Below are 18,926 nucleotides of genomic sequence, written 5' to 3' on the forward strand. Positions count from 1 at the left end.
GTGTTTACGTGATAAACCAGAATCAGATTTTTCCTAGGCAATTTTTTGTCCTGACATTTGGGCTGGTTGTAGGTACCTCCATCCTGGTAACGCCCTCTGGTTTGGCCCACACGGCTAGAGAGGACGCTTGGATGGCTTCGTTAGTCAGTTTGTCAATCAATGTTCTGACAGTACTGCTCTATATAGGGATCACCCGTTTATATCCGGGGAGAACGATCTTTCAGATCCATGAGGATGTTCTCGGCAAAGCCTTAGGGAAACTGCTTAATCTGCTTTATCTGTTTTATTTTCTTATCTTGACCGGTACCTTACTTGGAAACCTCGGCTTTTTTCTGTCCAGTGAAATGATGCCTGAGACGCCGATTGAAGCGATTCAAATCATCTTCTTAGTGGCAGCTATCGTCTGCGCTCATAAAGGTATAATCATTTTGGCCAGAGTAAGCGAATTGATGTTTCCTTGGATCATCCTTCTCTTCCTTATACTGGTTGGCGCATTAATCCCGCAAATTCATTGGAATTACATCAAACCTGTTCTAGAAGACGGCTGGATTCCTGTCTTTAAGGCAGGGATTCATTCCTCCATGTTTGAAGAAATGATTGTCATGCTGACTTTTATTTCGATGGTCAACGAAAAGAAGAGCAGGGAAAGGTTGTATGTCATGGGCACAATAACGGGCGGATTGGTGCTCTCTATTATCGTACTGCTGAGCGTGCTTGTGCTGGGCATCGAACAAACGGAAAACAGCACGTTCCCAGCTTTCGCTCTGGCCAAAACGATCAACGTCGGTAATTTCTTTCAAAGGGTCGAGGGTATTTTGATTACGATCTGGATCCTGACTTTTTTTATTAAGATTTCCTTGTTGTTCCTATCGATGCTCCATGGCCTGCAGGTTACGTTTGGGCTTAAGGATCACAAACCGTTCATATATCCCTTAGCTATTCTGTTTGTCATTGTGGCTTGGAATACGTATACCAATACGGTATATGTAGCTAACATCATACAAAGCGTTTGGGTCGGGTACGCAACGCTGCATCTGGCAGCGATTCCCATGATCATTTGGCTGATTGGATGGGTAAGAAGAAAAGTCAGCCACTCTTCATGATTTCAAAAAATCTTTAATCTGAGGGGGATTAACCTTTAATTTGTCAGGTTGTTTTGTATGCGCTTACTTTCTATAATTTGGCTAGAAAGGAGGTGGAAACCAAGAGAGTTGGCGAGCAAAATGAAGAAGCTGAAGCTGTGACGGACTTCGAGGCAGACAACCACAACAAGAGTAAGCAGGAAGGTACTTACTAAACCAACATTTTAGGAGGTTACTTATGCTTAAATTAAAAAAGAAATGGTTGACGGCACTTCTTACTGCTGCAATGACTTTTAGCTTGTTTGGGGCAACTTCTTATGCCGCAACCGACTATTGGCAGAATTGGACCGATGGCGGCGGCACCGTAAATGCAACTAACGGATCAGGCGGCAATTTCAGTGTCTCTTGGACAAACAGCGGCAACTTCGTCATCGGCAAAGGCTGGCAGACAGGTTCGCCTTCCCGCGTAGTTAACTACAATGCAGGCGTTTTCTCGCCGTCCGGCAACGGGTATTTGGCTTTCTATGGATGGACAAGAAATTCCCTAATCGAATATTACGTAGTGGACAACTGGGGAACGTACAGACCGACCGGAACCTTCAAGGGCACTGTCAACAGCGACGGGGGCACTTATGATATCTATACAAACACACGCTACAATGCGCCATCCATTGACGGGACCCAAACCTTTACCCAGTACTGGAGTGTCAGACAGTCGAAGAGACCGATCGGCAGCAACGTACAAATTAATTTCGGCAACCATGTCAACGCTTGGAAAAGCAAAGGCATGAACCTGGGCAGCAGCTGGTCTTACCAGGCCATGGTCGTAGAAGGCTATCAAAGCAGCGGCAATGCAAACGTAACCGTGTGGTGATCGGATTCTTTTATATATAACATCATTATGAGGAGCGCCTTGGCTAAGGGTGTGACCGGGAGGCGCTCCTCCCTATCAACCAAGCAATGATCAGCAGGGCAGCGGCCTTAAGCCGGCAGATTAATAGGGAATTCATTAAAGGAGATCGTGGAATGAAAAATCTATTCATTATCCTGATCCTGGCCTGTCTCGTGGCCGCTACCGGTTGTTCGCAAGTCACGTCTGGAAAGGAGAAGAATCAGCCTAAGACGGACAAGGATAACTTGGTGCTGGTGAAAGGCGGGACTTTTACGAATACCAAATCCAATTATTACGGGAACAAGATGACCTTATCCGATTTCTATATCGGCCGATATGAAGTGACCCAGAAAGAGTGGACTCAAGTCATGGGAAATAATCCTTCCCAATTCCAAGGCGACAACCTTCCGGTAGAAATGGTGAGCTGGTATGACGCTGTTGACTATTGTAACAAGAGAAGTGAACAAGAGGGGCTGCGGCCTTATTATCATATAGATAAAGATACACTCGATCCGAATAATAAAAGTGAATATGATTTTCTGAAATGGAAGGTCACGATCAATGAGGGGGCAAACGGGTATCGTTTGCCGACCGAAGCCGAGTGGGAATATGCCGCAAGCGGCGGCCGGCTCAGCAAAAGCTATACTTACAGCGGAAGCGATCAGGCAGACGATGTCTCCTGGTATTGGAGAAACTCCGGAGACAAAACCTTATCCGGCGACTGGAGCTGGCCGGCTATCGAAAGCAACAAAGGAAGGCCGCATACAGCCGGGGAGAAGAAAGCCAATGAGTTAGGTCTGTACGACATGTCAGGCAATGTGCGGGAATGGTGCTGGGACTGGTTTGAGGACGCGGAGACAGCCAGCGGTTCATACCGGGTCGTGAAAGGCGGCGGCTGGATTGGAGATGTCAACAGCGGTGAAGTGCCTTTTCGCGGGAAATTTGAAGCCAGCGGCTATGGGCCCGATCAAGGATTTCGGGTCGTCCGAGGGGAATAAAGGCCCGTGCTGCTGGCAATAAGACAGAAAGAAGACGGTTGCGGCGGCAATCGTCTTCTTTCTCATGGAATTAATTATTAATCAAGTTAATTAAAATGAGCTTTCATTTCCGACAGGAACGAGGATAAGGCCGGCGTCATTAAAACATCCTTACGTCTGACGAATACAGTTCTCATAATGGAGGCATCACCCAGAATGTCATGGCAGCGAACCCGGCCTTGGTATTCAGGGATGTTGTTTGGAAGGGATTGGGTCTGGTAGCTTGATTTTGGGAGTAGTGGCTTTGACATTCATGCGGGAACAACTCTCTTTAGGGAGAACGCTAACTAGCAGTAATAATACCTATAGCCGGCAGCATCACGACCCTCTTGACGTCATAACATTAAAACAGCAGAGCAGCAGGGTTAACCTGCATTAACCTGCTAAATGTTTTTCGAACGGACAAAGCGACAAACGGGCCCTCTCAACATACACTGTTCTCAAACCTAGGCAAGAGCTTATATTTACAATTTGGGAGGAGCAATTGAATGTTGAGATCCACTGTAATACCCCGCCGATATGAGTCGAAGCTGAATCTGCTGGAGACCGAACAGGCAATCACTGAGGTCAAAACCTTTTTCCAAACACAGCTGGAAAATAAACTCCGGCTAATGAAGGTTTCTTCGCCTATCATGCTGAAAGCGGGGAACGGGGTTAACGATAATTTGAATGGAACTGAACGCATCGTCTCTTTTGATGCCCTGGATCTGGAGGACGGCCAAATCGAAATGGTTCAATCGCTCGCGAAGTGGAAGCGAATGGCTTTGGCCCGCTACGGCTTTACCTACGGGGAAGGCTTGTACACCGATATGAGAGCCGTAAGACGGGACGAGGTGATGGATAATCTCCATTCGGTTTATGTCGATCAGTGGGACTGGGAGAAGGTTATTTTTGATGGCAAACGTACGCTGGAGACACTCCAATTAGAAGCGCGCAAAATCTATAGAGCCGTTAAAGAAACCGAACAATATATTTGTCGCCAGTTCACTTGTCTGGAGCCGATATTGCCGGATTCGTTATATTTTGTCACGACTCAAGAACTCGAGGATCAATACCCGAACCTTTCCCCGCAGGAAAGAGAAAATGAAGTCGCCCAATTGCATGGAGCTGTATTCATTATGCAAATTGGAGGCCGATTGAAGTCCGGGCAAGTCCATGACGGCCGTTCTCCGGACTATGATGACTGGTTCTTAAACGGGGATCTCGTGTTATGGAACCCGGTGCTGGAAAGAGCATTTGAGGTTTCGTCCATGGGCATCCGGGTGGATGCGGAAACGCTGAAACGCCAGCTGAAGTTAAGCAACTGTGAGAACCGTTCCTCGTTGTTTTTCCACCAAGCAGTGTTAAACGGAGAACTTCCGGCTTCTATTGGCGGCGGGATCGGCCAATCCAGGCTTTGTATGTTTTTGCTGAAGAAAGCCCATATCGGCGAAGTGCAGGTATCGGTCTGGAATCAGAAGACGCGGGAGGAATGCCGCGAAGGGAATATCCGGCTGATGTAAGCGCTGGGGGAGCAGTTCTGGAAAGAAGTTCTGGAAAGAGGTTATGGAAAGAGGATCTGGGAAACGGATGAACAGTTGAGCCCCTGCTTAGGCGGGGGTTTTTCTATAGATGGATTACGTTACTTTTTTGGGGAAAATTGAAACCTTCGTATGGGCTCGTGCATCTAACATGTGTCTAGATGATAGGAGGGGGACAACTTATTGGACTTGAGCAAAGAAGTTAAAAAGGCGCAAAAGGATCATGTACAGGCCTTTGAGAAGCTGATTCAAAGCCATAAAACCGTCATGTATCAGGTAGCCAAAACCATACTCTCCCAAGATGCGGATTGCGGCGACGCCATTCAAGAGTCTATCTTGAAAGCTTTTGATTATCCCTTATGTAAGCACTGCCTATACAACAGCCAAAGTAAGTGCAGCATGGAAGGGAATGCCAATTTCTGTTTCCCAAGGAGAAGCCGGCTCGCTGATGATTTTGGATGAGAAATTGCGGAGCGATAAATTAACCGTAACTTTTGAGGTCACCGGGGAACGCATTAACGAGCAAATCGAACAAATTTGGCTTTATGATCAAAATGGAAATCCACTTCCGAGAGTGAATCCGCCGATCCGGATTAAAGGCAGCGACAGGTATGAAACTACATTCTCCAATGTCAGCCGTATAGATTCCGTCGAGATCACAACACCCGTGTTTAATCCTATTCATTATTATGAGGAGCTTGCGGTTACAGTGGATATGAAGGAGAGACAATAAGAACAAAGGCACAACATAGTGTCTCCTACGACTTTTCATGCCATGAACGGAAGCTATCGTTCCTCAATGGCTTCTATTTTCTGTTTAAAGGACAAGCAAGCTACAAACGATTCCTGCTTGACCTACGATGAAACAGGGGACGAAGTCCATGGTGGCACAGGCAACAGGCCTTAGCATAGCCACCTGGGGAAATCTGTTGAACGAGCTGCAGGAGCTTGGCGAGTTAGCCTGGTCGCTCCTTCCGACATTGAGCGGATTCGTCAGGAATGCCGGAAATATATCCCGGATATGCACATGCCGCAGCTGACACTTCTTGAACATCCAGAAGAAGATTATAGGTACGGTCTAATCACAATGACGCTGGAAAGTTTGGCTTATTCACTCCGAATTGTAGATAAACGGCGATGAAATCGGCCAAAGCGCGAATTATTTTCTACCATTAGAATTTCTCCAATTGGAAGAAGAGAGGGCAAGGTGTTTGAGATGAAAACGGAAAAACAAAAAATGCTGGCTGGCGAACTGTATAAGGCTTGGGATCCTGAACTAACCCGTGAGCGGGAATATGCCAGAAGGATGACACGCATCTATAATCAGACCAGCGAGACGGACTATGAACTTCGGGAAAGCCTTCTGAAGCAGCTGCTTGGCCGGACCGGTCAGCATGTAGGGATGGAGCCGAATATCCGGTTTGATTATGGCTACAACATTTATGTGGGCGAGAACTTTTTTGCCAACTTTGACTGTACCATTCTGGATGTATGCGAGGTGCACATTGGAGATAACTGTATGTTTGGACCGGGAGTTCATATCTATACCGCTACCCATCCTGTAGATCCTTATGAACGGATCAAGGGTCCGGAATTGGGCAAGCCGGTTAAGCTCGGCGACAATGTCTGGGTGGGCGGCAGAGCCGTTATCAATCCAGGTGTTACGATTGGCAGCAATGTTGTTATTGCTTCCGGTGCCGTGGTGACAAAGGATGTCCCCGATAATGTCGTAGTTGGCGGGAATCCGGCGAAGGGGATCAGAACGATAGAGATCCAGAACAGCTAAGTGAAGATGGCATAGTTAGCTTAGATGGCGTAGATGACTAAGATGACTAACACCACTAACACCACTCATCCTCCCCTCTATTTCTCTCTAGTCTAGCGTCCAGCAAGAGTTTTCAGCATACAGACTCTTTCTGGGCTTCAGCTGAGGTATACATAAAACTGTCTACTTACCCCTTGCTAGAGGCCTGAATATAATAATTACAACATGGCTTCAGAAATGTCCGAAAGGAGCAAACAGGATGAAGGGTAAGAAGGGAAAAAGAGGGTTAAGTCGTCTGGTTAGTTTTTTGGTCTTTTTTCTAGTTTTTTATACTATGATGCCGCCGGCTTTTGCAGCCGGAAAAGGTGAGCGCTCTTTTATCGTGGACAGCGTGGTCGGGAATGTCTTTGTTCAGAAGGCAGGGAGCGCAAAAGAGGTCCCTGTTTATGCGGGTACGGTGATTCAGGAAGGAGACCGGCTCAGAACGGAAGAGGGTTCTTCGGCGACTCTAAGCAGCACGGATCGTGAAGATTCACTTGTCTTATCCGAAAATACCGAGCTGTATGCCGAAGTGCTTGCTGAGAACAGTGGAGCAAAGCAAACAAGGCTGCGTGTGCAGGCCGGTTCGGTTTATGCCGAGGTTGAGCCGTTAACGGAGTCGAGGGATACGTTTGAACTTGTAAATCCGGAAGCGGTTATTTCTGCTCGAGGAACCCATTTTTCAGTCTCGGTTGATCCGCTCACGGGACTTCCTTCTACATATGTATATTCCGGCGTGGTCACTGCAGAATCTTCGAGACAACCGGATTCTCCCCCGGCAAGGGCGCTGCCTGGCCAGCAGATTGATCTCGATCCAAGTGCCTCAGAGGAAACTCCTGCGGGAGTTGTCAGTCCTATCGACATGAAGGAGCTTGCCGGTCAAGTGGATGAAGAAATGCTCCGCCAGTTGCTTGCGAACAAGGAAGATATTGAGCGGGAGAACGAGGAGAGGAAACAGGATATAATCGACGGTTATACTGCCCAGGACTTCTTGGCGAAGAACGGAAATGAACCAGCTCCTGATGATATGAACAAATTGACTAACAATTTGAATAATCTTGTTGGCAATATTGTAAAAGGAGCCGTTGAAAATGGCGCTGTGAATCAGGAGCGTGCCCAGCAGATAGTTGATGAATTAAACAGCCGGACACCTGCTGATAGCAGGCTTGATCTTGGTACTATTCCACCCATTGAGAGCCTAAGCGGTGAGGCAGCAAGTCAGTCGATTGAGAACAGAGAACGCCTCGCTCAGCAGAAAAGCCAACAACAGCAGCAGAAGGAGCAAATGAGGGATTCGCTTGAGCAGACAAACAAAGCGCTCATAGAGAGAGTGCAGGAGATGGTCCGGCAGCAGCAGGAAGCGAACCAACGGGCATTGGAAGAACAGCAGCAAAAGGCGGAAGAGCGTTATCTGCAGCAGCTGCCGGAATCGGACCAACAGCGATTTGAAGAAGCCCAGCAGCAGCGTACACAAGAGCGGCAGCTGGCTCAGCAGGAGCGGGAACAGCGGCAGCCTTTAGCACCTCAAGCACCTCAAACGCCTGCTCCGCCTAGCTCTCCGAGTCTGCCAAGTCCGCCAAGTTCTAGTCCATCAAGTCCGCCTAGTGGTGGTTCATCAGAAGGGGGAAGCAGTCCTTCACCAACCATAGTGGGAGTTATTCAACCTGAGCCGATAAAGATCGCGGCGGGTGCAGACTTTACTCTGCCTGCCAAGGTCAATGTGAGGATGAGCGATAACACCACTCGTTTGGCGGAGGTACAATGGCAGGACGAGTTTGATCCTTCAGAATACGGCCAATATACAATCGGCGGAACGGTTGCCGGCTATGAAGGCGAAGTGACGCTTGAGGTCATGGTCTATGTCCCATATGGCGAACCGTTTGAACTGAATCCGGCAAAACGGATGATTCCACTGCCTGAGGCTGTGATTCGATTTATTGATGCCTCCATACCGGACGGGGGCAGCAATCCGATCGTTTCACCCTTTGAATTTACGAAAGAAGAGAGTGAAGTGACGGGCCTTGTTCCTGCCGGGGCTGTTCTGGAATTAAAGAGATTTGAAGCAGCAGGAGGGGACATTGAACTGCAATTTGACCTGGAAGATGGAGCAATTGGAGAGGAAATGAATGAAGGCAATATTGGTATTTTCTATCAGCAGGATAATGGGGTTTGGAACTATCTGCCGACCACGATTGAGAATGGGAAAGCAAGCGCGAAGGTAGAAAGCATCAACGGAATATATGGCGTTTTCTATGCTGAACACGCGGAATTTCCTGATATTCCGAATGCCGAAGGAAATGAACCCATTGAAGAAAACTTATAAAAAAGCGGGGAGGGAGAACATGATCAAGCGAATAACGATCCTGCTGCTTCTGGCAGCAGCAGTGTCGCTGGAAGGCGGAGCAAGTGGAGCGGCGGCGAATGGAGCCGTCTATGGTGAAAAGGGTGCGCTTCTCTCGGAAGTTGGCACGTATCTTGGTAGCGGACAATATACACAAGCCGGCGGGGCGCTGCTAGAGTCGGGATTAAGAATGCCGCAAGGAATAGCTTTCCTTCCGGATGGATCACTGCTTGTCGCTGATACACGAAATCAGCAGATCAAACTGGCGAAAGGCGATCAGGTGACAACTTATGCCGGGATTGAAGAGGGGATGCCGGTTGACGGCTATGGTCTGCCTCTTGGAGCACTGCTGGACGGAGCCGCCGGGGAAGCGGCATTCCAGCGTCCGCAAGGTATGGCAGTTGCTGAGGATGGAACAGTTTATATCGCGGATACCTATAATCATGCGATCCGGCAGCTGTCGCCTGGCGGTAAAGTGACGACATTGGCTGGTGATGGCGTCGCCGGCAGCCGAGACGGGGCTGGGAGCGAGGCGCGTTTCGACCATCCGAGTGATGTTGCGGTTGCGAAGGATGGGGCGATTTATGTTGCTGACAGTGGCAACCATGTGATTAGACGTATTGTAGATGGGGAAGTTGAGACGTTGACTGCGGCTTCAGAACGTTATATCGAAGCCGTCGAAGGGGTGCCTTTGTTAGCAGGTGATTATGCGGATGGAGCGCTGGTGGAAGCAAAATTCAATGAACCGTCCGGATTGGCGCTGGATGCCGAAGGAAATCTCTATGTCAGCGATACAGGCAACCAGCTTATTCGTCTGATAGATTTTAAAACAAGTGAAGTATCCACCGTTGCCGGAGATGTTGCTGCTGCACAGAAGCTAAGTCAAGGACAGGAACTTTTTGCTGCAGGAGGTTTTGCGGATGGAGCGGCACATGCAGCCCGCTTTCAGGCTCCAAAAGGACTCGCGGTAACAGCGGAAGGCGGCGTTGTCATCGCTGACAGCCTGAATCATGCTATTCGTTATTTGCATGACGGGACTGTGGTGACCCTTGCGGGCAGCGGCCAGGCGGGGGAACAAAACGGCATTAATGGACATAATGCGCTGAACGAGCCAAGCGATGTGGCGGTTGCGGATAACGGCGATATTTATATTGCTGATTCCGGAAACAACAGGATCAAAATGTGGTCCCGCTACCAATTGCCTGAGCTTCCGCAAAATAACGAGATCAAGCTGGTCTACGGGCAGAATCTGATTTTCTTGGATGCGCAGCCTCAGCTGAAGAACGACCGGACAATGGTTCCTGCGCGTGCTGTTGTCGAAGCTTTTGGTTATACGAGCTCCTATCAGCAGCAAACCGTTACTATGCGTAAAGGGAATACTTCCATTCAGATGGAAGTAGGCAGCCGGACCATGAAGGTTGAGACGAATGAAGGGACATATACGAAAGAGCTTGATGCTGCTCCGTATATAGAAGGCGATCGTGTAAGGGTCCCTTTACGTTTCTTTTCCGAGGCGTTTGCGCTGGATGTCCAATGGAATGCTTCCACGAGAACAGTTATATTGCGGGATCTGTAGCGATAAAGGGTATATTAAAAATAACAACCCCGGCTTTCCCCTTGAAGGGGAGCCGGGGTTTGTTTGTGGACTAGAGCTTAACGTTTCCGTTCACTGCGCCGGGCAAAGAACGTGGCCAGAACAGAACCGGAGATATTGTGCCAGACACTGAAGATCGTGCTGGGCACAGCCGCAAGCGGATTAGAGTGAGCGGCGGCCAGCGTAGCGCCAAGCCCGGAATTTTGCATACCGGTCTCGAACATAATGGCTTTCCGTTTGCCAAGGTCCATGCGGAACAGTTTGGCGAACAGGTAGCCAAGCAAGTACCCGAGGCCGTTATGCAGGACGACTACAGCGAAGATCAGCAGTCCGCTGTCCAGAATTTTGGAGCGGCTGCCAGCAACGACTGAGTTTCTTAGGTGTACCTCTCAAATTACCATTAATACTGTAAAGCGGCACACCAATTATGTAGTTTCCATATTGTACTATAAATCTTTCATTTTTAGGGTATTATTTGAGTGGAAAAGACGGGGCAGCTTCTGTTGGTTTGATGATTGACTTCATAGACTTCAGCAAATAGAATGGTTGTAACATTATTCCATAGGTAGAGGAGCTATCACTAGAATGGCACAATTTGAGAATGTCACCGTAGTCAAGGAAGCTAATATTTACTTTGACGGTAAAGTAACGAGCCGCGCTGTCCTGTTCGCAGACGGCACAAGAAAGACGCTTGGCATCATGCTTCCAGGCGACTACGAATTCGGTACAGACAGCATTGAAATAATGGAGATTTTGGCTGGCGATCTGAAAGTTCTTCTGCCAGGGGAAACAGAATGGCAGCATATTCAAGGCAAAGGGGAATTCACTGTTCCCGCGAACACTAAATTTAAACTTCAAGTGGCGGCTGTGACCGACTACTGCTGTTCTTACGTCTCTGAATAAAAAAAATTGATCTTTATCCTCCAATCGGGACATTCTAATCTGAGGTTTTGCAGTTTGGAAGCTCCGGCTTGAGGAGGGAAAAGGATGAAAAAAGCTCTTGACCGACAATCCATTCTGCTGCTTGCAGTGAATGGATTGTTTGTTTTATCCGGGGCATTGTCCGGCACATTCCTGAATGTCTTTTTGTGGAAAAGCAAGCAGGACTATGCCATGATCGGCTGGTTTACGGTCAGTCAGCAAATAGCGCTTGGCCTGACCTTCTGGATCGCCGGAAAATGGGTGAAGGAGCATAACAAAATGAATGCGCTCCGTGTGGGCACGGCCTTATCCGGTTTGTTCTATTTGCTGGTGCTGCTGGCGGGCAAAGCTGCCGTATGGTATATCTGGCCGCTCGGGCTGCTGCTCGGGGCGGCGCTCGGCATGTTCTGGCTGGCTTTTAATGTGGTGACGTTCGAAGTGACCGATCCGGGCAATCGGGATATGTTTAATGGATGGCTGGGATTAATCGGATCCGTATGCGGGATCGTCGGCCCCTGGTTCTCCGGCTGGGTGATTTCCCGCATGCAGGATAATGCCGGGTACCGGCTTATTTTCACTTTGTCGCTGATGATCTACGGAATAGCTGTCGTGTTCAGCTTTTTTCTGAACAAGCGCAAGCTGAAGGGGCATTACCAGTGGGGTACCCCTTTGCTTGAGCTCAAAAGACCGGGGAGTCCCTGGCGGCGCACAGCGCTTGGCTTAGTTTTCCAAGGTCTGCGGGAGGGGGTTTATTCCTTCTTGATCGTGCTTCTGGTCTATGAAGCTACACAGCAGGAATGGAAGCTCGGGCAGTTCTCTCTGATTACTTCTGCCATATCACTGGTAACCTTCTGGGTTGCGGGCAAATGGTTAAAACCCCGTTATCGATATGCGGGGATGCTGATCGGCACACTGCTGCTGGCCGGTTTTATGATTCCTTTGCTGTGGAGTCTGCAGTATGGCATGCTGCTCGTCATGGGTATAGGGATGGCCGCTTTCGTGCCTCTCTATATGATCCCTATGGTGTCCGTTACCTTTGACCTGATGGGAACAAACGAAGAAAGTGCTAACAGCCGGGTTGAACTGATGGTACTGCGCGAACTGTGTTTGATGTGCGGACGTTTGGCGGGCATTCTGCTTTATGTCGTCATACTATCGATCAGCGATGCGCCAAGAACCATTACCTGGCTGATTGTTGGACTCGGTTTTTCTCCTGTGCTGGGCTGGCTGTTCATGCGGAGACAGTTGAAGGAAACGACCGGTTAAGCATGCAAGGCAGGATAGTCAATTCGAGATATTAAATCAACCCCGGTTGCTCCTTTAGCTTAAGGAAAGCGCCGGGTCAACTGAATCAACAAAACTTGTTGACAGAAGTCATTTATTCCTATATATTTCGTTGTACATACAAAATTAAAGGAGGGGAGCCAATGTCCGATCAAGATAGTTTTGAATTTTTGCAAAGCTGCTTATATTTCAATACCAACCGTTTAAGCAGGGCCATAACACGCATGGCAGAAGAAGAATTTTCAGTCACCGGGTTAACGCCAATGTATGGATATCTGATTCGATTGGTCAACGGGATACCCGGAATCACACAGAAGGAACTGGCCGATAAGCTGTATATTACCGCATCTACGTTAACCAGATTTATTGACAAGCTGGAGGGCAAGGGACTGGTAGAACGGAAAGTCAGCGGGAAGACCGTGGAGGTTCACCCTACAGCTAAAGGACTGGAGTTAGGAGAGACGATCCGGAAAGCTTCCAAGAATTTAGAGAAACGTTATGAAGAGATTTTAGGGAGTGAGATGGCAAGAGAATTATCACGGAATATTGAGAATACAAGCCGGAAGCTGGAAAACTAAAGTCCTCCGCTATGTAAATTTTTTTGAGATATATTTTGTATGTACAACTAATAATGAAGAAGGGAATTTATATATGACTACAAATGTGATTACAAATGAAACCAAAAAAACTTTAGTTATCGTTGTCCATCCGAATTTACTCGAATCGAGAATTAACAAAAGATTGACCGAAGAACTTCTAAAACGGGAAAACGCAACCATTCATCAGCTGTACGAAGTTTACCCCGATGAACAGATCGATGCGGAGAAAGAAAGGCAGCTGCTGGAACAATATGATCGCATCGTTTTCCAATTCCCGTTCTATTGGTACAGTGCGCCTTATCTGCTGAAGAAATGGCTGGACAGCGTATGGGTAGGAGGCTGGGCTTACGGCCCGGGTGGAAACAAACTGGAAGGGAAGGAACTGCGTCTTGCCATTTCTACAGGCGGTGTCCGTGATGCTTATCAGGCAGGCGGTTTCCATCAATACAGCTACAGCGAGCTTCTGAAGCCGTTCCAGGCAGCAGCCAACCGGGTGAAGATGAGTTATATGCCTCCTTTTGTTATTAGCGGTGTTAGAAATGTGACAGATGAGCAGCTGGAGAAGCTGGCTGATGAATATGCAGCTTTTGTCACTGAGCCATAAGAAGTGAAAACGAAGAAGCCCTTACACTGCGTAGGGGCTTTGTTATTTTTCCCATTAATTAGAGCGATTGTTCCGTTTGCACGAAATATGTCATGAAAAATGCTGGCAAAACAGGAGATTCAGGCATAAACCGGCGGAATGGTGACAAGCTAATTACGTGAATCTAACGGAGGTGTAGTCAGTGAACGATCAATCGCTTGCTCCGCATGAATCTATGGAGCTTCATGAAATGCTGAACTTTAAAACGCTCTGCCTGGCCAAGTCTAAATTGATGCAGGGGCTGGTGTTTGACCAGGAGCTGAAAGCGTTGATGCAAAAAGATGTGGAGCAATCCACCCAGGCCATCGCAGGTCTTCAAGCCGTTTATGCCAAAGCGCCGTTTCAGGCTCCTGTTCCGCCGAACCGGCCGACGCCTATTTTAAATTAGAGGGTGAACCAGATGAACCAGGATTATTTAGATCCCATTAACGCACAGCATATGCCGGAAATGGCAGATATGACGTTTGCCATGGATTTTCTTCTTCGCGCAAAAGAGGGAGTCAGAAATACAGCGACGGCTTTGACGGAAGCCATTTCTCCCGATGTGCGGGCTCTCCTGAAAACGCAGTTAAGGGAGGCCATTGCGCTTCATCAGGAGATTTCAGAGCTCATGATCCGTAAGAAATGGTTCCACCCTTACGAATTAACCGAGCAGTACCAGCTTGATCAGCTGTCCGCGAACAATACAGTCATGATCAGCCAAATGGATTTGTTTCCGGAGGATACAAACCGAAAAGGCATGTTTGACCAGGAGCCGGACGCACAACTAGGAGGACACCAGGCATGAAAGCAGTTACGTACCAAGGCATCAAGAACGTTATGGTCAAAGAGGTTCCTGCTCCTAAAATTCAGAAGCCGGACGATATGATCATCAAATTAACCAGTACGGCCATCTGCGGTTCGGACCTGCATTTGATCCACGGCATGATTCCCAATCTGCAGGAGGACTATATCATCGGGCATGAACCGATGGGGATTGTGGAAGAAGTCGGACCGGAAGTAACCCGGTTGAAGAAAGGCGACAGAGTCATTATTCCTTTCACGATTGCTTGCGGGGAATGCTTCTACTGCAAACACCAGCTGGAAAGCCAATGTGATAACGCCAACGAGAATGGCGACATGGGAGCTTACTTCGGCTATTCAGGCAATGCGGGCGGGTATCCCGGCGGGCAGGCCGAATATTTAAGGGTTCCTTTTGCCAACTTCACGCATTTCAAAATTCCGGAAGACAACGAACAGCCCGACGAGAAGCTGTGCCTGATCGCAGATGTGATGCCAACGGCCTTTTGGAGCGTGGATAACGCTGGCGTTAAGAATGGAGATACCGTTATCGTACTGGGCTGTGGCCCGGTTGGGCTGATGGTCCAAAAGTTCGCCTGGCTGAAAGGCGCCAAAAGGGTGATTGCGGTTGACTACGTAGATTATCGCCTGGAGCACGCGAAACGGACAAACCATGTGGAGACGGTGAATTTCGAACAAGGCCCCAACAACATAGGCAGCTATCTGAAGGAAATCACCAAAGGCGGAGCCGATGTGGTCATTGATGCGGTTGGCATGGATGGAAAAATGAACGATCTTGAGTTTCTGGCCAGCGGCCTCAAGCTCCAGGGAGGGACAATGAGTGCTCTGGTCATCGCTTCCCAGGCCGTTCGCAAAGGCGGCATGATCCAGATCACCGGCGTCTACGGCGGCCGGTATAACGGCTTTCCTCTGGGAGATATTATGCAGCGCAACGTGAATATCCGCTCCGGCCAGGCACCGGCCGTTCACTACATGCCTCATATGTATGACCTGATTCATTCCGGCAAAGTGGATCCGGGGGACATCATTACCCATGTTATTCCGCTGTCTGAAGCCAAACACGGATATGAGATTTTCGATACGAAGACAGACAACTGCATTAAAGTCATTTTGAAACCTTAGTTAGAGCTAAGCGGGAGGTAACCATGACCATGAAGAAATACGCCATGCATGAAATGCTGGAAGTACATGAAATAGCCGCATTCAAGACCGTCTGCGCCACAAAGTCCAAAGGCATGCAAATCCTGGTCTCTGACCCGGAACTGAAAGCGATCCTGCAGCAGGATGTCGAGCTTTCCAAACAGCAGCTCCATGAACTCAGCATGCTCCTATCCAATGCCCAATAAAAGGAGGTAAACCAGTCAATGAATCCCTTACTGGAACGATTGATGGGGATGCAGAATCTGACGGATCAAATCATTGCCACGGACTTCCTGAACAACGCCAAAAGCGGTGTCCGCAATTACGCCATGGCCTTGACCGAATGCACATCCCCCGATGTAAAGGCTGTCTTGACCAAGCAGCTTGAAGAAGCCATTCAAACCCATGAACAAATCGTCCATTTCTTGGTAGACAAAGGGTATTACCGTCCCTTCAATGTTGAAGAACAGAGGCAGCTTGACCTGCAAAATATCAAGACGGCCCAGGGTATTTTGTAGACTCTACGCTTGCTTATACAGCCTTAGTCGAGTGCTTTAGCCGGACTAAGGCTGTTAGATTTTTCTAACTCTTATTGAATAAATATTCGCCAGAAGCGGGATATTATTCTCACCTGCCTGTAATTGCCGAAGGAGGGAGATAAGCTGTGGAGAAAACGCTGTTAAGCCAGAGCCTGAAAGAAAATGAACAGAACTTACGGGATGTGTTTCATCTCTGTTCGGATATTGTTTTTCGTTATACATACAATCAAGGAACACCGGAATTTCTTATTCTTTATCTGGACGGATTTGTGGATATGACCGTGCTGGAACAATCCATATTAAGACCTTTAATGCTGAATCGAAACGCCGAACCGGACGGAATGGGGAAGATGATTAGAGACAGCTTTGTCTTTACAGGACAGACCAAAACGTCCAATCAAGTGAAAGACGTAGTTAATAACGTCCTCAAAGGATACGTTGCTATTTTGACTGAAGGCGAGAGCCTGGCGCTTTTGGCCGATGCCGCCGGTTTTGATAAACGTGCTATCGACGAACCGAAAACGGAGAAAGCCTCTCAAGGCCCCAGAGACTGTTTTACGGAAGCTCTGCGTACGAACACGATGCTTTTGCGTAGAAGAATTACTACCCCTCGATTAAAAATGGAGTCCTTCAAGCTTGGCGAACTCACCTCCACGGACGTAGTTCTCGCCTATGTTGAAGACATTGCGAAACCGGGCTTAATCGAGGAGGTCCGCAAGCGCTTAAAGAATATTTCGACCCAAGGTATCCTGGATGCCGCATATATTGAGGAGCGTATTCAAGACCGGCCGAAATCTCCGTTTCCACAAATCCAGAAAACAGAACGTCCCGATACGACCGCATCCAGTCTCATCGAGGGAAAAGTAGCTATCCTTGTAGACTGTACACCCACAGTTCTTATTCTTCCTATTAATTTCTGGGCGGGGCTTCAGTCAGCAGATGATTATTATGAGCGCGTGGACTTCGTCTTTGCCCGAAGATTGGTCAGATATGTCATGATGTTTGCCTCTTTGACACTTCCGGGATTCTACATCGCTTTGACTACATACCACCCGGATTTGCTGCCCGGAACGCTGTTCATCAGTATAGGGGAGGCCCGGGAAAAGTCTCCTTTCCCGACCATTATAGAAGTGCTGATCATGGAGTTTGTGTTTGAAGGTTTACAGGAGGCGGGCATCCGGATGCCTTCGCAAATCGGACCGCTCGTCAGTATCGTTGGAGCTCTTGTAGTCGGCCAGGCGGCCGTAGAGGCCAATATCGTCTCGGCTCCCATTGTCATTGTCGTCGCCTTGACCGGGATTGCCTCCTTTGTCATCCCTCGATATGCGTTTGCGATTCCGCTGCGTATTCTTCGTTTTGCGATCATTTTTTTGGCTGGAATCTACGGAATGTATGGGGTTTCGATCGGCATCATGGCGATTATGATTCATCTGGTAACCCTTCAATCCATCGGCGAGCCTTATTTCCCGCCCATCACGCCCCTCATCCGGCGGCGCCTCAAAGAAATTATACTGCGCCCCCCGCATTGGCCATGGGGCAAACCTTAACATGAGCAAGTTTAAGCGTGTAAGGTCACAGTTGTCCGCAGCAATCATGATTGCCGTTTTGATGGGGATTACCACAGGCTGCTGGGATATGGTCGAACCCAACGAACGTTCTATCTGGGTGGGATCGGGGGTCGATTCGGCGGCAGGACGAAAAATTGATTTGAGTGTGCAGATTGCCGTTCCGCGTGCCCTAGGAGAGGGAGGCGGGCAGCAAAAACCCTATTTAGTGAAATCTACGGTCGGCCGAAACCTGGAGGACTGCTTCCAAAGGCTGCAGGCGCAATTATCCCGCCAGATTTTTCTGGGCCACCGTCACGCTGTTTTTGTTGGACAGAAGACGGCCGAGACGGGCATGAGACGATTGATGGACGAGTTCGGACGGAATCCGCGCAGCAATATTCGGGCCAAGTTATTTTTAGTTAAAGGTGCAACAGCGAAGGCTTTTCTCGCAGAAAGTGGGGGCATTGAGTATTTTTCCACGGAGAAGGCCATTCGGCAAACCCGTTTCAACGGAATCAACGATAAGATGACCACTATGATCTTCTTCAAAGAAGTGCTGCAGCGAGACGGGATGAGACCTCTTATGCAGGTTGTCGAAACAGGCACCGAGAAGGATCCGAAATCCGAAGCTGAAGGATCTGAGCCCAGTCACCGCGAGATCGCCTTGTTCAACAATTCAGCTGCAGCTGTCGGTTATTTGCAGGAAGAAGAAGCCATTGCTGCGTTATGGGCAGCAGGATACCTCGAGGATCAAATGGTAACTGAGACCGTCTACGGACAGGAAGTGACTATTGATCTCCACCATATGAAGAGGACCCTAAAATCAAAGATCGAAGGCGAAAACGTCGAGTTAAAGCTCATTTTACGCGCACAAGGCATTGTTGATGAGAACGACACGGACCTTAATCTATTCATCTATTCAGATATGAAGAAGGTGGAACAAGCCTTCAACCAAAAAATTGAACAGCAAATGAACACCATGATAAAGATGGTCCAGCAAAAATATAAAACGGATATTTTCGGATTCGGGGAAGATATTCATAGAAGGCATCCGAAACAGTGGAGCCAGATGAAAGGCAACTGGGACGAACGTTTTCCGAAGGTGAAGGTCACCGTGATATCCAATATAGTCATAAGGCATATCGGTGAAAGAGGGCCCAAGTAACCCCTCTGGCCCATTGA

Annotated in this window: 19 protein-coding genes and 1 pseudogene; 19 read left to right on the forward strand and 1 reads right to left on the reverse strand. The window is 48.5% G+C overall.

Translation table 11 applies throughout. The annotated features are described in order from the left end of the window. Positions 1 to 8 precede the first annotated feature (8 nt). The 8 genes from CBE73_RS03070 (at position 9) to CBE73_RS03115 (ending at position 10,252) form a co-directional block, all read left to right on the forward strand. Positions 9 to 1,103: a GerAB/ArcD/ProY family transporter gene (locus tag CBE73_RS03070; protein ID WP_094092952.1), complete on the forward strand. Its 1,095-nt coding sequence runs from the start codon at positions 9 to 11 to the stop codon at positions 1,101 to 1,103. 217 nt (positions 1,104 to 1,320) lie between these two features. Next, positions 1,321 to 1,956: a glycoside hydrolase family 11 protein gene (locus CBE73_RS03075; RefSeq protein ID WP_094092953.1), complete on the forward strand. Its 636-nt coding sequence runs from the start codon at positions 1,321 to 1,323 to the stop codon at positions 1,954 to 1,956. 152 nt (positions 1,957 to 2,108) lie between these two features. Then, positions 2,109 to 2,972 carry a formylglycine-generating enzyme family protein gene (locus CBE73_RS03080; protein WP_094092954.1) on the forward strand — a complete coding sequence of 288 codons (864 nt, stop codon included), beginning with the start codon at positions 2,109 to 2,111 and terminating at the stop codon, positions 2,970 to 2,972. A 527-nt stretch (positions 2,973 to 3,499) separates the two neighbouring features. Then, the gene (asnA, locus tag CBE73_RS03085; protein ID WP_094092955.1) at positions 3,500 to 4,513 is read left to right on the forward strand and encodes an aspartate--ammonia ligase; all 1,014 of its coding nucleotides are present in this window, start codon (positions 3,500 to 3,502) and stop codon (positions 4,511 to 4,513) included. A 427-nt stretch (positions 4,514 to 4,940) separates the two neighbouring features. After that, complete coding sequence (locus tag CBE73_RS03095) at positions 4,941 to 5,264, forward strand: hypothetical protein (RefSeq protein WP_157739373.1); 324 nt, start codon at positions 4,941 to 4,943, stop codon at positions 5,262 to 5,264. Between the two features lie 483 nt (positions 5,265 to 5,747). After that, positions 5,748 to 6,317 carry a maltose acetyltransferase domain-containing protein gene (locus CBE73_RS03105; RefSeq protein WP_094096106.1) on the forward strand — a complete coding sequence of 190 codons (570 nt, stop codon included), beginning with the start codon at positions 5,748 to 5,750 and terminating at the stop codon, positions 6,315 to 6,317. Positions 6,318 to 6,555: 238 nt separating this feature from the next. Continuing rightward, positions 6,556 to 8,658 (forward strand): FecR domain-containing protein, encoded by a 2,103-nt coding sequence (locus CBE73_RS03110; protein WP_094092958.1) that lies wholly within the window; start codon positions 6,556 to 6,558, stop codon positions 8,656 to 8,658. A gap of 19 nt (positions 8,659 to 8,677) precedes the next feature. Further along, a complete protein-coding gene (locus CBE73_RS03115; RefSeq protein ID WP_174704648.1) occupies positions 8,678 to 10,252 on the forward strand; it encodes a stalk domain-containing protein in 1,575 nt (524 codons plus the stop codon). Between the two features lie 77 nt (positions 10,253 to 10,329). Here CBE73_RS03115 and CBE73_RS22330 read toward each other — a convergent pair. Then, positions 10,330 to 10,638: pseudogene (locus CBE73_RS22330) on the reverse strand (bile acid:sodium symporter family protein); the annotation flags it as partial. Positions 10,639 to 10,855: 217 nt separating this feature from the next. Here CBE73_RS22330 and ppnP point away from each other — a divergent pair. From ppnP to CBE73_RS03175, 11 genes are all read left to right on the forward strand, one after another. Further along, on the forward strand, positions 10,856 to 11,173 hold the full coding sequence (ppnP, locus tag CBE73_RS03125) for a pyrimidine/purine nucleoside phosphorylase (RefSeq protein ID WP_094092960.1): 318 nt from the start codon (positions 10,856 to 10,858) through the stop codon (positions 11,171 to 11,173). 84 nt (positions 11,174 to 11,257) lie between these two features. Then, the gene (locus tag CBE73_RS03130; protein WP_094092961.1) at positions 11,258 to 12,457 is read left to right on the forward strand and encodes an MFS transporter; all 1,200 of its coding nucleotides are present in this window, start codon (positions 11,258 to 11,260) and stop codon (positions 12,455 to 12,457) included. A gap of 161 nt (positions 12,458 to 12,618) precedes the next feature. Beyond that, positions 12,619 to 13,053, forward strand: coding sequence for a MarR family winged helix-turn-helix transcriptional regulator (locus tag CBE73_RS03135; RefSeq protein WP_094092962.1), 435 nt, complete (start codon positions 12,619 to 12,621; stop codon positions 13,051 to 13,053). Between the two features lie 73 nt (positions 13,054 to 13,126). Next, entirely contained in the window at positions 13,127 to 13,678 is a 552-nt protein-coding gene (locus CBE73_RS03140; RefSeq protein WP_094092963.1) for an NAD(P)H-dependent oxidoreductase, read from the forward strand. A 181-nt stretch (positions 13,679 to 13,859) separates the two neighbouring features. Beyond that, a complete protein-coding gene (locus tag CBE73_RS03145; RefSeq protein ID WP_094092964.1) occupies positions 13,860 to 14,105 on the forward strand; it encodes a spore gernimation protein GerQ in 246 nt (81 codons plus the stop codon). A gap of 12 nt (positions 14,106 to 14,117) precedes the next feature. Beyond that, the gene (locus CBE73_RS03150) at positions 14,118 to 14,504 is read left to right on the forward strand and encodes a spore coat protein (RefSeq protein WP_094092965.1); all 387 of its coding nucleotides are present in this window, start codon (positions 14,118 to 14,120) and stop codon (positions 14,502 to 14,504) included. Next, positions 14,501 to 15,640 carry a zinc-dependent alcohol dehydrogenase gene (locus CBE73_RS03155; RefSeq protein WP_094092966.1) on the forward strand — a complete coding sequence of 380 codons (1,140 nt, stop codon included), beginning with the start codon at positions 14,501 to 14,503 and terminating at the stop codon, positions 15,638 to 15,640. The genes CBE73_RS03150 and CBE73_RS03155 overlap by 4 nt, the downstream gene beginning before the upstream one ends. 23 nt (positions 15,641 to 15,663) lie before the next feature. Beyond that, complete coding sequence (locus CBE73_RS03160) at positions 15,664 to 15,864, forward strand: hypothetical protein (protein WP_094092967.1); 201 nt, start codon at positions 15,664 to 15,666, stop codon at positions 15,862 to 15,864. An 18-nt stretch (positions 15,865 to 15,882) separates the two neighbouring features. After that, complete coding sequence (locus CBE73_RS03165) at positions 15,883 to 16,176, forward strand: spore coat protein (protein WP_094092968.1); 294 nt, start codon at positions 15,883 to 15,885, stop codon at positions 16,174 to 16,176. A gap of 146 nt (positions 16,177 to 16,322) precedes the next feature. Continuing rightward, positions 16,323 to 17,744: a spore germination protein gene (locus CBE73_RS03170; protein ID WP_094092969.1), complete on the forward strand. Its 1,422-nt coding sequence runs from the start codon at positions 16,323 to 16,325 to the stop codon at positions 17,742 to 17,744. A gap of 1 nt (position 17,745) precedes the next feature. After that, complete coding sequence (locus tag CBE73_RS03175; RefSeq protein ID WP_094092970.1) at positions 17,746 to 18,909, forward strand: Ger(x)C family spore germination protein; 1,164 nt, start codon at positions 17,746 to 17,748, stop codon at positions 18,907 to 18,909. Positions 18,910 to 18,926: the final 17 nt, after the last annotated feature.

Source organism: Paenibacillus physcomitrellae (assembly GCF_002240225.1).
GTDB lineage: Bacteria > Bacillota > Bacilli > Paenibacillales > Paenibacillaceae > Fontibacillus > Fontibacillus physcomitrellae.

What these genes read in the sequence shown, in the direction of transcription:
- CBE73_RS03075 (WP_094092953.1), top strand. Translation starts at nt 1,321, where the DNA reads ATGCTTAAATTAAAAAAGAAATGGTTGACGGCACTTCTTACTGCTGCA.
- CBE73_RS03080 (WP_094092954.1), top strand. Translation starts at nt 2,109, where the DNA reads ATGAAAAATCTATTCATTATCCTGATCCTGGCCTGTCTCGTGGCCGCT.
- asnA (WP_094092955.1), top strand. Translation starts at nt 3,500, where the DNA reads ATGTTGAGATCCACTGTAATACCCCGCCGATATGAGTCGAAGCTGAAT.
- CBE73_RS03095 (WP_157739373.1), top strand. Translation starts at nt 4,941, where the DNA reads ATGCCAATTTCTGTTTCCCAAGGAGAAGCCGGCTCGCTGATGATTTTG.
- CBE73_RS03105 (WP_094096106.1), top strand. Translation starts at nt 5,748, where the DNA reads ATGAAAACGGAAAAACAAAAAATGCTGGCTGGCGAACTGTATAAGGCT.
- CBE73_RS03110 (WP_094092958.1), top strand. Translation starts at nt 6,556, where the DNA reads ATGAAGGGTAAGAAGGGAAAAAGAGGGTTAAGTCGTCTGGTTAGTTTT.
- CBE73_RS03115 (WP_174704648.1), top strand. Translation starts at nt 8,678, where the DNA reads ATGATCAAGCGAATAACGATCCTGCTGCTTCTGGCAGCAGCAGTGTCG.
- ppnP (WP_094092960.1), top strand. Translation starts at nt 10,856, where the DNA reads ATGGCACAATTTGAGAATGTCACCGTAGTCAAGGAAGCTAATATTTAC.
- CBE73_RS03130 (WP_094092961.1), top strand. Translation starts at nt 11,258, where the DNA reads ATGAAAAAAGCTCTTGACCGACAATCCATTCTGCTGCTTGCAGTGAAT.
- CBE73_RS03135 (WP_094092962.1), top strand. Translation starts at nt 12,619, where the DNA reads ATGTCCGATCAAGATAGTTTTGAATTTTTGCAAAGCTGCTTATATTTC.
- CBE73_RS03140 (WP_094092963.1), top strand. Translation starts at nt 13,127, where the DNA reads ATGACTACAAATGTGATTACAAATGAAACCAAAAAAACTTTAGTTATC.
- CBE73_RS03150 (WP_094092965.1), top strand. Translation starts at nt 14,118, where the DNA reads ATGAACCAGGATTATTTAGATCCCATTAACGCACAGCATATGCCGGAA.
- CBE73_RS03155 (WP_094092966.1), top strand. Translation starts at nt 14,501, where the DNA reads ATGAAAGCAGTTACGTACCAAGGCATCAAGAACGTTATGGTCAAAGAG.
- CBE73_RS03160 (WP_094092967.1), top strand. Translation starts at nt 15,664, where the DNA reads ATGACCATGAAGAAATACGCCATGCATGAAATGCTGGAAGTACATGAA.
- CBE73_RS03165 (WP_094092968.1), top strand. Translation starts at nt 15,883, where the DNA reads ATGAATCCCTTACTGGAACGATTGATGGGGATGCAGAATCTGACGGAT.
- CBE73_RS03175 (WP_094092970.1), top strand. Translation starts at nt 17,746, where the DNA reads ATGAGCAAGTTTAAGCGTGTAAGGTCACAGTTGTCCGCAGCAATCATG.